This window comes from Kitasatospora sp. NPDC092286, from assembly GCF_044755565.1.
Lineage (GTDB): Bacteria > Actinomycetota > Actinomycetes > Streptomycetales > Streptomycetaceae > Kitasatospora.
On sequence record NZ_JBIVRD010000044.1, the window covers coordinates 57,561 to 69,277 of the forward strand.

12 protein-coding genes are annotated in these 11,717 nt (G+C 73.1%); 5 read left to right on the plus strand and 7 right to left on the minus strand.

All coding sequences use genetic code 11. From position 1 onward, the window contains the following. Positions 1 to 53: 53 nt before the first annotated feature. The gene (locus tag ACIQIB_RS32705; protein ID WP_363611456.1) at positions 54 to 1,271 is read right to left on the minus strand and encodes a cytochrome P450; all 1,218 of its coding nucleotides are present in this window, start codon (positions 1,269 to 1,271) and stop codon (positions 54 to 56) included. 149 nt (positions 1,272 to 1,420) lie between these two features. Between ACIQIB_RS32705 and ACIQIB_RS32710 the strand changes: the two genes are divergently transcribed. The 3 genes from ACIQIB_RS32710 (at position 1,421) to ACIQIB_RS32720 (ending at position 3,336) form a co-directional block, all read left to right on the plus strand. After that, a complete protein-coding gene (locus ACIQIB_RS32710) occupies positions 1,421 to 1,777 on the plus strand; it encodes an arsenate reductase family protein (protein WP_400762435.1) in 357 nt (118 codons plus the stop codon). A 313-nt stretch (positions 1,778 to 2,090) separates the two neighbouring features. Further along, positions 2,091 to 2,645, plus strand: a complete 555-nt coding sequence (locus ACIQIB_RS32715; protein ID WP_363611460.1) for a DUF1697 domain-containing protein — start codon at positions 2,091 to 2,093, stop codon at positions 2,643 to 2,645. 145 nt (positions 2,646 to 2,790) lie between these two features. Then, positions 2,791 to 3,336 (plus strand): DUF1707 and FHA domain-containing protein, encoded by a 546-nt coding sequence (locus ACIQIB_RS32720; protein WP_363611464.1) that lies wholly within the window; start codon positions 2,791 to 2,793, stop codon positions 3,334 to 3,336. Between the two features lie 62 nt (positions 3,337 to 3,398). Here ACIQIB_RS32720 and ACIQIB_RS32725 read toward each other — a convergent pair whose 3' ends face one another. Further along, on the minus strand, positions 3,399 to 4,361 hold the full coding sequence (locus ACIQIB_RS32725; RefSeq protein ID WP_363611466.1) for a DUF1152 domain-containing protein: 963 nt from the start codon (positions 4,359 to 4,361) through the stop codon (positions 3,399 to 3,401). Between the two features lie 64 nt (positions 4,362 to 4,425). Here ACIQIB_RS32725 and ACIQIB_RS32730 point away from each other — a divergent pair, with 64 nt between their 5' ends. Further along, positions 4,426 to 5,019: a DUF6891 domain-containing protein gene (locus ACIQIB_RS32730; RefSeq protein WP_400762437.1), complete on the plus strand. Its 594-nt coding sequence runs from the start codon at positions 4,426 to 4,428 to the stop codon at positions 5,017 to 5,019. A 28-nt stretch (positions 5,020 to 5,047) separates the two neighbouring features. Here ACIQIB_RS32730 and ACIQIB_RS32735 read toward each other — a convergent pair whose 3' ends face one another. The 3 genes from ACIQIB_RS32735 to ACIQIB_RS32745 form a co-directional block, all read right to left on the minus strand. Then, complete coding sequence (locus tag ACIQIB_RS32735) at positions 5,048 to 5,419, minus strand: hypothetical protein (protein ID WP_400762439.1); 372 nt, start codon at positions 5,417 to 5,419, stop codon at positions 5,048 to 5,050. A gap of 265 nt (positions 5,420 to 5,684) precedes the next feature. Next, complete coding sequence (locus ACIQIB_RS32740) at positions 5,685 to 6,437, minus strand: hemerythrin domain-containing protein (RefSeq protein ID WP_363611472.1); 753 nt, start codon at positions 6,435 to 6,437, stop codon at positions 5,685 to 5,687. Between the two features lie 206 nt (positions 6,438 to 6,643). Continuing rightward, positions 6,644 to 7,705: an alpha/beta hydrolase gene (locus ACIQIB_RS32745; protein ID WP_400762441.1), complete on the minus strand. Its 1,062-nt coding sequence runs from the start codon at positions 7,703 to 7,705 to the stop codon at positions 6,644 to 6,646. A gap of 404 nt (positions 7,706 to 8,109) precedes the next feature. On the opposite strand from ACIQIB_RS32745, the gene ACIQIB_RS32750 reads away from it, so the two are divergent. Next, positions 8,110 to 8,853, plus strand: coding sequence for an SDR family oxidoreductase (locus ACIQIB_RS32750; RefSeq protein ID WP_363611476.1), 744 nt, complete (start codon positions 8,110 to 8,112; stop codon positions 8,851 to 8,853). 52 nt (positions 8,854 to 8,905) lie between these two features. Here ACIQIB_RS32750 and ACIQIB_RS32755 read toward each other — a convergent pair whose 3' ends face one another. Next, entirely contained in the window at positions 8,906 to 10,642 is a 1,737-nt protein-coding gene (locus tag ACIQIB_RS32755; RefSeq protein ID WP_400762443.1) for a carbohydrate-binding module family 20 domain-containing protein, read from the minus strand. A gap of 328 nt (positions 10,643 to 10,970) precedes the next feature. Next, positions 10,971 to 11,309 carry a P-II family nitrogen regulator gene (locus tag ACIQIB_RS32760; protein ID WP_363611478.1) on the minus strand — a complete coding sequence of 113 codons (339 nt, stop codon included), beginning with the start codon at positions 11,307 to 11,309 and terminating at the stop codon, positions 10,971 to 10,973. Between the last annotated feature and the right edge of the window lie 408 nt (positions 11,310 to 11,717).

Below are 11,717 nucleotides of genomic sequence, written 5' to 3' on the forward strand. Positions count from 1 at the left end.
ACCCCATGCTTTGGTCCCGGCCCCTTGGGCCGAACGCCCCCGGTCAGGGGCGGTCAGCGGACGGTGACCGGCAGGGTGTCGAAGCCGCGCAGCAGCAGGCGGTCCCGCCGGGTGGCGACGCCGCCGGGGGCGAGCCGGGGGAAGCGGTCGAGCAGGGCCCGCACGGCGACCTCGGCCTCCAGCCGGGCCAGCTGGGCGCCCAGGCAGTAGTGCGGCCCGCCGCCGAAGCTGAGCGGCCGGCTGTCGGGGCGGCCCGGGTCGAAGACCTCCGGGCGGTGGTGACGGGCCGGGTCGTGGTTGGCCGCGGCGAGCAGGACGACCACCAGGGTGCCGGGCGGCGCGGCCAGCCCCTCGACGGTCAGGCCCTCGGTGCGGGCGATCCGCGAGGTGAGCTGGACCGGGGAGTCGTAGCGCAGCACCTCGTCCGTGAAGGCGGCCGGGGTGACCGCTCCGGTGCGCAGGCCGTCCGCCACCCCGGGGTGGCGGAAGAGCTGGGCGAGCCCGTTGCCCAGCAGGTTGGTGGTGGTCTCGAAGCCGGCCACCAGCAGCAGCACCAGGTTGGCCAGCAGCTCCTGGCCGGAGAGCCGGTCCGGGTCGTCGACGGAGATCCGGACGAGGTCGCTGACCAGGTCGTCCTGGGGGCGGGCGAGCCGCTCGGCGGCGAGTGCGGTGAAGTAGCCGGCCAGTTCACCGGCGGCCTCGTCGGCGGCGGCCAGCTCGGCGAAGTCCTGGATGAACTCCAGGGCGACGGTGAGGTCCGAGGCCAGGCCCCGGAAGCGGTAGCGGTCCCGCTCGGGGACGCCGAGCAGTTCGCATATCACTCCGACCGGCAGCCGGAAGGCGAAGGCGTCCATGAAGTCGACGGGCGCGCCGTCGGCGCCCTGCTCGGCCATCTCGTCGAGCAGCCGGCCGACCGCCGCCTCGACGGCCGGCCGCAGTGCGGCGACCCGGCGGGCGGTGAAGACCGAGGCGATCAGCGAGCGGACCCGGGCGTGGTCGGGCGCGTTGCGTTCCAGGATCGAGCCGCCGAACAGGGCCAGCGACGGGTGCCGGGCGTACTCGGCGTCCAGGTCCTCCCGCGGCTCGGCGCCGGTGACGCCGAAACCGGGGTCGCGCAGCACCGCGTCGACCGCCGTGTGCCCGATCGCCAGGACGGTGCCCGGCCCGGCGGGCACCGCGGCGCCGAGCTCGTGCGCCCTCGCGTACAGCGGGTACGGGTCCGCCCTGCCCTCCCGCGTCAGCAACTGCTCGATGATCGCCGCGCCGTCCATCCGGTGCTCCCTCCCCAGGCTCTGCCCCCGCCCGGATAAACCTCCGGTGGAGGCGCCGGAGTTCCCCGGCCGCCCGGGTTCGCCGCCTGGCAGGGCCGCCGCCGTCCGGGTTCGCCGCCGGGCGGGGCCGCGGTCGGTACCCTGACCGCATGGAGATCTGGATCAACCCGCGCTGCGGGAAGTGTCGGGCGGCGCTCGGCGAGCTGACGGCCGTCGGCGCCGAGTTCACCGTGCGGCGCTACCTGGAGGACCCGCCCAGCACCGCCGAGCTGGAGCAGGTGCTGGAGCGGCTGGGGCTGGAGCCGTGGGACATCACCCGGCTCGACGAGCAGGCCGCCAAGGACCTGGGCATGAAGCAGTGGACCAGGGAGCCGGGCGACCGGGCGCGGTGGATCGCCGCGATGGCCGAGCACCCGATCCTGATCCAGCGCCCGATCATCACCGCGGACGACGGTCACGCCGTCGTGGCCCGGACCCCCGAGGCCGTCAAGTCCGTCCTGCCGTAGGGCCGGTCCTGTGGAACTCCGCCGGGCCCGCTGATCCGACGGGCTCCACGGCACCGGCCCCCGCGCACGCCGGGAGCCGCCGCACCGGCTCCGCCCGGGTGCCAGGACGTGATCCACAGGTGGCCGCCGTGTGCACCACCTGTTCCAGCTCCAGCCGGAAGGCGTGGAACGGGCCGGGCGGCGGCTCCGCCGGATCCGCCGGACAGGCGGGCGGACGGCGGTGAAGCGGACGGCCCGGGCAGGTGGCATGGGCGGACCGCGGTGGGCAGGCGCGGACGGCGGCGTTGTCGGTGCCCGCTGCCAGACTGGCCGGGTGACCACCACGACCACGTACATCGCGTTCCTGCGGGCGATCAACGTCGGCGGGCGGACGGTGACCATGGAGCGGTTGCGGGCGCTCTTCGCCGAGCTCGGCCTCGGCGGCGTCCGTTCGTACATCCAGAGCGGCAACGTCTTCTTCAGCACCGACGAGCCGGACCGTGCCGCGCTGACCCGGCGGATCGAGGAGCACCTGGCCGACGCGCTCGGCTACCCCGTCCCGGTGCTGCTGCGCACCGTCGAGGAGGTGGCGGCCCTGCTCGACGCCGAGCCGTTCGCGGGCATCGAGGCCACCCCGGACGTCCGGCTGATGGTGGTCTTCCTCTCCGAACCGCTGCCCGTGGACCTCACCGTCCCGTTCACCTCGCCGAAGGGCGACTACGAGGTCGTCGGCGCCGATCCCGGTACCGCCTACGTGGTGATCCACCTGCGGGGCGGCCGGATGAACACCAACCCCGGCACGCTCTTCGGCCCGTCCTACCCGGGGCTGAGCACCTCCCGTTTTCTGCACACCACCGCCAAGATCCTGGCAGCGGCCAGGAAGACCTGACACCCGGCCCCTGGAGATCCTCTTGCCCCGGTCCGGCCCCGGTCGGGCGCGGGCCCGGGAGCCTGAGCCTGGGCACCGGGTTCACGGTGTCCCGGCGGTCCCGGGAATCTGGACAGGTGGGTGCGGCTGAGCCGACAATCGGGCCATGACGTCTCCTGAGATCCGGACACATGTGGTCCGGCCGTCCGAGGCCGAGCGGGAGCAGGCTCTGGGGGTCCTGCGGGACGGCGCGGGCAGCGGACGGCTGTCGCACGACACCTTCCTCGGGAGGATGGAGATCGTGCTGCACGCCGGCAGCCGGGCCGAGCTTGACGCGGCGGTGGCGGGCCTGCCGGCCGGGAACCCGGTCGGGCGGTTCGTGCTGCGGACGGTGGGCTGGATCTCCTCGTTCGGGGCGCGGCTGCGCGGAGCCTGGCGGCTGGAGCGGCTGCCGGGGCTGAGTCTGCCGCAGGCCGGGGCGCGGCAGCTGACGATCGGCCGGATCCCCGGCTCGGGGCTGCGGCTGCTCGACGCCTCGGTGTCCCGGCAGCACGCCGAGCTGCGGCACGAGGGCGGTGGCTGGGTGCTGTACGACCTCGGCTCCACCAACGGCACGCATGTGAACGGCCTTCGGATCGCGGGCGGGGTACGGGTGCGGCCGGGTGACCAGGTGCGGTTCGGGAACCTGGAGTTCCGGCTCGCGGCGGGCTGAGACCGGCGCGGCCTGAACGGTGATTCCGGTGAGCGGTCAGTGCGGCGGCGTGGCCGGCGCGGTCAGTGCGGGAACTGGCGGGGCGGCCGCTGGGCCGGCAGGCCGTCGCGGAACTCCTCGATGACGGAGCTGATCTGACGCATCAGCACGGTGTGCTCGATCAGGTCCAGATAGCGGTGCTCGGCGGCCAGGGCCTCGACGGTGACGCCGAAGTAGAGCGTCATCAGCGGATTGACGAAGAGCGGGCTCTGCCCGGTCCGGTCGGTGAACCGGACATCGCCGAACTCGCCGCGCAGGGCGGCCGCCACCGAGCCGTTGACGATGCTGGGGTGTTCGGGGAAGGCGGCCCGGGCGTGCTCGACCGCGTCCAGGTAGAGCGCGCCCTCCCGGCTGTCCCGCGGGATCGAGAAGGCCCCGAGATAGCCGCCCGCGCGATCCAGGGCAGCGAGGTTCTCCAGCACCAGTGCGTGGTTGACCCCGTGGAAGGCGTCGATGCCGAAGCCCAGACAGGCGACCAGCCGCTCGGGTATCCCGTCGAGCCCGGCGACCGCGCCGAGGCTCGCCATGTCCTCCTCGGGAGTGCCGAGCCCCGACTCGTCGCCGCGCATCAGGATGTCGGTGCCGCCGTCGACCAGCAGGATCGCGTCGACGCCGAGGTGGCCGGTGAGCGCCCGGTAGGCGTCCCGCAACGGCTGGACCCCGACCGCGGCGAACGCCCAGACGGTGTCGGGCATGCCGTGCCGGTGCAGCCAGCGCGCCAGGGTGCGCTCCGGGAAGTACCCCTCGGGGGCAGCGGTGTCGGGGCGGATCCGGGCCACGTCGGGCTCCAGCCAGACGTCGGTGGGCAGTCCGTAGAGGTGGCTGAAGGAGAGGCTGGCGAGGTGCACCTCCTTGCCGGCCGCGCGCAGGGCGAGGGCGATCGGCAGTCCCGCGTACACGTCGAAGCCGCCTCCGGCGCCGGCGATCAGAATGCGCTCGGCGGCCAGCAGGCGGGTGATCAGCGGGGGTTCGAGCAGAGAGGCCACCGAGGGAGGGTAGCAGCGGCCCCCGGCCGGCGCGGTTGTCAGTGCCGGGTGCGAGGATGCGGGCATGAAGCAGGAGACGGCTCTCACCCCCGATGTGCTGCGCGACGCCGAGGAGCGTGCCCGCGAGTTGATCCGGTGCGGCTTCCAGGAACCGGACGAGATAGCCGAGTCCCTGGTCGATGAACTCGACGACCAGGGGGTGACCCAGGAGGAGGCGGAGCGGATCGTCGCTCCGCTGTGGCAGGAGCGGCTGGCCGAGCAGGCGTCCTGGCCGGAGACCACGGACGTGGACCGGCTGGAGGAGGCCTTCGACGCGCTGGAGGAGCAGGACATCGTCGCGGCGATGGACTTCACCTGCTGCGGGAGCTGCGGGTACGAGGAGATCGGCGGCGAGGCCGACGAGGACTCGCGCGGGTTCGTCTTCTTCCACCAGCAGGACACCGAGGCGGCGGCCGCCGGGCACGGGCTGACGCTGCGGTACGGCGGGTTCCGTACCACCGAGGAGCCGACCGCGCTGTCGGAGCGCCGGACGGCGGAGATCGGCCGGGAGGTGGTGGCGGCGCTGGAGGCCGTGGGCCTGCCGGTGGAGTGGGACGGTTCACCGAGCAACGCGATCACCGTCACCCCGCTGGCCTGGCTCAACCGCCTGCCCGAGTAGGGCCGGCACCCTCAGCGGGCGCCACCGGTCAGCGGCTGACGTGGAGTTCGGCGTAGTGGTCGCCCGCGTTGGCATTGCGGAGTACGACCTTCGCCTTGCCGATGGCCGTCTCGGTGTCCTCGGTGACGGTCTTGCTCTCGTCGCCGAGCTTCACCTCGACTGATGTGTCGGTGATATGACTGACCGTCAGCTTGACGGTCTTGTCGCCGCCGAAGACCTCGACGGTGTGGGTGGAGTCGCCACCCTCGGTGCGGACGACGACATCGCAGCTGTTGTCGTTGGTGCAGAGTGAGGCGGACGCCTTGCAGGCGGTGAGTCCGGTGCCGATCAGCAGGACGGCACCGACCGCGAGAGCGGCCGAACGGATCCGGGCGGGGCGCGGAGTGGTCGCGGTGGTCATGGCTTCGACGGTAGGCGGCGGGCCGTACGGCGCCATCGGTCGCCGGCGGTACGCGCCCCCTGGCCTGGCCCGGAGTGGCCGGACGGCCGTGACCCCGAGGCGAGTGGGTCGAATCCCCTAGGGGGTGCGGGAGTTGGAGCTCACCACAGGCTCTGCGCGGAGCTCCGGCACAGGACTGCGGCACAGGACTGCGGCATAGGCCACGGGCACCGCGCCGAGGCATGTGCCACGCGCGTAGATCAAGGGCCCGCGAAAGAGCCCCCGGTCACTCGAAGGCGGCGCCCCAACCGTCGACCGGGCCCCAGAGCGGAGCGGTGCAGCGCTGGTAGGTGGCCTGCCAGTGCGGCCAGTTGCGGGCCACGTCGTCGTCGCAGTCGGCCAGCAGACGCTCGACCAGCGACGGCTCGACCTCGTCCAGCAGCCAGGCCAGCGCGTCGGCGGTGCCCGGGCCGTCGGCCGCGCAGAGCAGCTCCAGGAACTCGGGCAGGCCGCCGACCCGGGAGGAGACGGGGAACACCCGCTCCATCCCCGGCAGCAGCTGACGCTCCTCGATCCGCAGATGCGTCTCCAGCCGGGCCGCCAGGTCCTCCATCGCGTAGGCGACCGGCCAGACGCTGCCCGCGTCCCGGCTGGCGATCCGCACCAGGGTGGTGACCCGGGTGAAGGAGTGGTCGAGGTTGTGGTGGTCGGCCTCCAGCCAGTTGAGCAGCAGCCGCAGTTCAGGGGCGAAGCGGCGCGCGATCGGCCAGATCCGGGTGTCCTGCTGCTCGTGGTGGCAGGTCAGCATCGCGGTGACGAAGTTCCAGTGCCGTAGTAGCGCCGCCCCCTTGTCGTCCTCGCCGGGCTGGAGCAGCCGCAGCGCGTTGGGCAGCCGGGCCAGGTCACGGCGGAGCGCGCTGTGGACCAGCCGCAGCCCGGCGAACCGCACGGTTTCCGGCTCCTCGGCGGCCCGCTCGTGCTGCGGACCCGCCTGGGCGGGAACGGACGGGGAGGCGACGGGCAGCAGGTAGCTCGGCATGGCACTCTCTTCACGACTTGGCACGGTTGGAGGAACGCGGTCCCACCACAGTGGTCACAGTCGATCAGAGGCGAATCAATGTCCGATTGACGTGCAGGTCAACGGCCTTCCGGAAGCCCGCCGCGGCCGGCCCGCAGACGGCCCGCAATCGCCCGCGGAGGGCCCGCCGGCCGGTGACGACCGGCCGGCGGGCCCCGTCCCGGCGGTCAGTCGGCGGCCGGGCCGGCCAGGTTCCTGGTCAGCCACTGCAGCATGTCCGGGATCATCTTCTTGAAGTCGCTGGTGAGGTGCTTGCCGCCCGCCTGCTCGTAGTACTCGACGGACAGCGGCGCGGCGGCCTTGGCGACCCAGGCCTTGACCAGCTTCGTCTCGTAGGCGTTGGCGCCGCCCGCGGTGGCGAGCATCTTCACGTCGGCCCTGCCCTGGGCGACCAGCACGTCGGGGCTGTTGGCCAGCCGCTCGGCGTCGTGTCCCTTCCAGAGCGGCGAGTCCGGGTTGAAGTAGCCGTCGATCGGCACGGCGGCCTTGAACGTGTCCGGGTGCTGGAGGGCGAGCTTGGCGCTGCAGAACGCACCGGTGGAGGCGCCCATCAGGCCCCAGCCGTCGCGGCCCTTGACCGTACGGAAGTTGGCGCGGACGAAGTCCGGGATGTCCTCGGCCATCCAGGTGCCCATCTTGGGCTGCCCGGGGATGTCGGCGCACTCCAGGGCCTTCTTCTCGTCGGCCTCGAGGTTCTGGACCGGCATGATCATGATGAACGGGTGCGCCTTGCCGGCCTTGGACAGCTCGGCGTCGATCTCCTGGATCGGCAGCTGGTTGTCGGTCCAGGTGTTGTAGCCGTTGCTCTGGCCGCCCGCGTAGAGGGTGAGGACGGGGAAACCGGTCCTGGCGAACTTCGGGTCGTTGTACTCGGGCGGCAGCCAGACCCAGACCCGGCCGGAGACGCCCGACTTGGGGCCGTTCAGCGTGGTCACCATGATCTGGCCGGCACCGGTGTCGCGGGCCTTCGAGAGGACGGCGGGCGGTCCGGTGGGCATCAGCACCTTGCTCGGGGCGGCCGGGGCGGCACTGGTGGGCGCGGCGGAGGTGCTGCCTCCGGCCGGGGTGCCCGGGGCGGCCGTCCCGCTCGCGCCCGCCTTGCCCTCGGCCTTGACGCCGTCCCCTTTCCCACTGCCGTCCGTACTGCCACAGGCGGCCAGCGAGGCGGCCAGGGTGAAGGCGGCGGCACCGGTCAGAACGGCGCGGAAACGGGTGGACTGCGGCTGCACGGTGAGGACTCTCCGACCAGTGTCACGCCCGCTCCGTCGGGAGCCGGGCGGCGGCCCCCGGGTGGGGCCGGACAGGCCCGGGGCGCGGCATCGTACAGCGGTCCCCGGAACGGCGGCGCGCCGTCCCTCGCGGTGGTGCGCCGTCCTGCGATCTTATGACGTGGGCCGGGGCGGGCCGGTTGCGCCAGGACCAGCGTCGATCCAATGTTTGTCCCCGATCGGGTAAAGGCCCGCGGCCGCCCCTGCCGGACGGCGGGGGTCGCCCCCGCCGTCCGGGGGGGGGACACGGCCGGGGAAAGCCCAGCCGGGGAGGACGGGCCGGGCCCCCGGGCCCTTCCAGCAGTGACACGGAGCCCGGGATCGGGAACGATCGGGGCAGCCGTCCGAGACCCGTGGAGCCCACCATGCCCCAGCAGATCGCCGTCGTCACCGGAGCCGGCAGCGGGGTGGGCCGCGCCGTGGCGCTGGAGCTGGCCGCCGCCGGCTGGCAGCTGGTGCTCGCCGGGCGGAGGTCCGAACCGCTGCGCGGAACGGCCCGGCTGAGCGGCACCGCCGCCGCCGTGGTGCCGACCGACGTCACCGACCCGGCGGCGGTGGACGCCCTCTTCGACGAGACCGCCGGGCGCTTCGGCCGGCTCGACCTGCTGTTCAACAACGCCGGCACCTTCGGCGCGCCCGCGCCGGTCGACGAACTGGACATCGCCGAGTGGCGGGCCGTGGTCGACCTCAATCTGACCGGGGCCTTCCTCTGCGCGCGGGCCGCGTTCCGGCTCATGAAGGCCCAGGACCCGCAGGGCGGCCGGATCATCAACAACGGTTCGGTCTCGGCGCACGCGCCGCGCCCGCAGTCGATCGCCTACACCGCGACCAAGCACGCCGTCACCGGGCTGACCAAGTCGCTGTCGCTGGACGGCCGCCCGTACCGGATCGCCTGCGGGCAGATCGACATCGGCAACGCCGCCACCGACATGACGGCGGCGATGAGCGTGGGGGTACGGCAGGCGGACGGCCGGATCGCGGTCGAGCCGACCATGGACGTCGCCGATGTGGCCCGGACGGTACGGCACATGGCCGGGCTGCCGCTGGAGGCGAACGTGCAGTTCGCCACGGTGATGGCGACGGCCATGCCGTACATCGGCCGGGGCTGAGCACGGGCCGGCGGCCGTCCTGCCCGGGGGTGGAGCGGCCGCCGGCCCGGCCCTACGGCCGCCAGGTGTCGTTCAGGGTCACCCGCCCCGAGGCCGGCACCGTCGCGGCGCGGTTGGCCCCGGACTCCCAGGTCACGGCGCCGGCGGCGTCCTTGCGGAGGTACTTGTACTCGAAGGCGGTGCCGACGGGCAGCGCCACGTCCAGCTTCCAGACCGGGTAGGCGGCCGAGGAGAGCGGCAGCGCCCGGCCGGTGTCCCAGCCGCCGAGCGCGGCGTTGCCGCCGACCACGTAGAGGTTCTGGCCGTAGCCGGTGGTGGCGTTGACCGCGAAGGACGCGCCGCCGCCCACCGGGGTGCTGCCGCCGCCCGCGCCGACGTACAGCGCGACGGCGTCGCCCGCGCCGACCGTGGCGGTGAACCTGCCGTCCGCGCCGACCTGGTAGGAGGGGCCGGTGCAGCCGCCCGCGACCGGGTCGCCGTGCTGGACGTCGCAGTACGAGCCGGCCGGCAGCGAGGTCTGGAAGGTCTGGGTGACCGGGCCGGACTCGCGGTTGATCACCACGAAGCCCTTGCCGCCCCGGCCGAAGGCGATCGCGTTGTTGCCGTTGGACCACCAGTTGGTGATGCCGGTGCCCGCGACCGCGGTACGGAAGCCCACCATGTTGGCGACCTGCCGCCAGGCGTGGACGCAGTTCCAGCCGTCGGCGTAGCAGGCGTTGACGGTGCCGCCGTTCGGCGGGCCGTCGTCGTGACCGGAGAAGGCGTAGCCGGAGTAGACGTTGGGCGAGCCGTACGGGTGGGCCAGCAGGAAGACGTTGGCCAGGGTGTAGGTGCTGCCGTCCTTGTACGTCAGGGTGGAGCCGTTGCGCTCGGTGTCCCAGTTGTCGACGAAGGTGCGGGCCTTGTCGCCGGGCAGCAGGCCGGTGCCCCAGCCGGCGAGGTCGGCGATCCGGCCGCCCTGGAAGGCGCTCTTCAGCCACGTCCCGGAGCGGAACTCGTCCACGTCGCCGGTGCCGGTGTACTCGGACGGCTGGATCGGCTCGCCCGCGCCGTAGATGACCTCCTGCACCCAGTACGCGCCGGGGCGGGCCGTCCGGGCCTTGATCGCGGCGAGGTCGGCGGCGGCGATGTGCTTGGCCGCGTCGATCCGGTAGCCGTCGACGCCGAGCGAGGCGAGGTCGTCGAGGTAGCGGGCGATGGTCTGCTGGACGTACGGGGAGCCGGTGTCGAGGTCGGAGAGGTTGACCAGCTCGCAGTTCTGCACGTTGGAGCGGTCGGCGTAGTTGCTGATCGCGGTGCGGCAGGAGTGGAAGTCCCAGTCCTGGTAGTACCCGGGGTAGGTGTACTTGGTGTAGTTCGTGCCTCCGGTGCCGGTGCCGGACCCGGCCGACATGTGGTTGATCACCGAGTCGGCGATCACCTTGACGCCGGCCGCGTGGCAGGTGTCGATCATGCTCTTGAAGGCCGTCCGGTCGCCGAGGCGCCCGGCTATCCGGTAGCTGACGGGCTGGTAGGAGGTCCACCACTGGCCGCCCTGGATGTGTTCCTGGGGCGGCGAGACCTCGACGAAGCCGTACCCCTTCGGGCCGAGCGTGTCGGTACAGGCCTTGGCGACGGAGTCGAAGCGCCACTCGAAGAGCGTCGCCGTGACGTCCTTGCCGCCGGGCGGGGCGGCCTGGGCGGCGGGGGCGGCACCGAAGGCCGCGGTGAGTGAGAGCGCGAGCGCCGCGGCGGCGGTGAGCGCGCCGGCCGCGCGGGCGGGCCGGCGGGTGGGGGCGGAGGGGACCACGATGTCTCCTGGGGGCTGAGGTGGGGCAGCCGGGGGTCAATCTGCAGAGAGTTTCTGAAACTTGCCGAAACTTGCAGCGCTGAACCTAGGGCGGGCGGAACGGACCGTCAAGAGCCCTGGCGGAACGTTTCCGCAGCCCCGGCCCGGATCGCCTACGACCTCCCGGCCCACGACGGCCACCGCTTACCCGGAGTCCGCCGCCGAACAACCACCCGAACAGCCGCCCGGACAGCCGCCCGAACAGCCGGAACGCGGACGCGGCGACCACGACGACGGGGCCCCGGGCCGACGACGAATTCGTCGGCCCGGGGCCCCGCTCCGAACGGCCCTACACCGCGTCCGGACCGCGCTCACCGGTACGGACGCGGATGATGTCCTCCACCGGCATCGCCCACACCTTGCCGTCGCCGATCTTCCCCGTACGGGCGGCCCGGACGATCTCCTCGATCACCCGCTCGGCGTCCGCGTCCGCCACCACCACCTCGATCCGGGCCTTCGGCACCAGGTCGATCCGGTACTCCGCCCCCCGGTACACCTCGGTGTGGCCGTGCTGGCGACCGTACCCGCTGACCTCGCTGATGGTCAGTCCGTGCACACCAATGACCTGCAGTGCGTTCTTGACGTCGTCCAGCTTGAACGGCTTGACGATCGCGGTGATCAGCTTCATGCGAAGGGGCCCTGTCGGACGAGTGCGTGAGCACGGTGGTGGTGGCGTGGGCGGTCGCGCCGCGGCCCAGGACGCCGTGATCGTACGCGGTCCCCGCGTGCGCGGCGAGGCCCGAAGGGGTGAGTTGGCCGTTCCTCGCCCGGACGGAAGCCCGCCGCCCGGTCGATCGCCCGGCCCGGCCCCGTACTCCACGGCGGCGGAGCACCCCGCGGAACGGCGGCGGAGCGCCCCGCGGACGACCGCAGGGCCCGGCAGCCGTGGCTGCCGGGCCCTGCCCCTGTCTTACCTGGTTCTACTGACCGCGGGTCAGCTGGTGGTGATCGCGGTGTCGTCGATCACGAAGCTGGTCTGCAGCGAGACGTCCTCGGTGCCGGCGAACTTCAGGGTGACCGTCTGGCCCGCGTAGGC

Excerpts from the sequence above, each read along its gene's own strand:
- ACIQIB_RS32705 (WP_363611456.1), bottom strand. The coding sequence starts at position 1,271 with ATGGACGGCGCGGCGATCATCGAGCAGTTGCTGACGCGGGAGGGCAGG.
- ACIQIB_RS32735 (WP_400762439.1), bottom strand. The coding sequence starts at position 5,419 with ATGACCACCGCGACCACTCCGCGCCCCGCCCGGATCCGTTCGGCCGCT.
- ACIQIB_RS32760 (WP_363611478.1), bottom strand. The coding sequence starts at position 11,309 with ATGAAGCTGATCACCGCGATCGTCAAGCCGTTCAAGCTGGACGACGTC.
- ACIQIB_RS32710 (WP_400762435.1), top strand. The coding sequence starts at position 1,421 with ATGGAGATCTGGATCAACCCGCGCTGCGGGAAGTGTCGGGCGGCGCTC.
- ACIQIB_RS32730 (WP_400762437.1), top strand. The coding sequence starts at position 4,426 with ATGAAGCAGGAGACGGCTCTCACCCCCGATGTGCTGCGCGACGCCGAG.
- ACIQIB_RS32720 (WP_363611464.1), top strand. The coding sequence starts at position 2,791 with ATGACGTCTCCTGAGATCCGGACACATGTGGTCCGGCCGTCCGAGGCC.
- ACIQIB_RS32740 (WP_363611472.1), bottom strand. The coding sequence starts at position 6,437 with ATGCCGAGCTACCTGCTGCCCGTCGCCTCCCCGTCCGTTCCCGCCCAG.
- ACIQIB_RS32750 (WP_363611476.1), top strand. The coding sequence starts at position 8,110 with ATGCCCCAGCAGATCGCCGTCGTCACCGGAGCCGGCAGCGGGGTGGGC.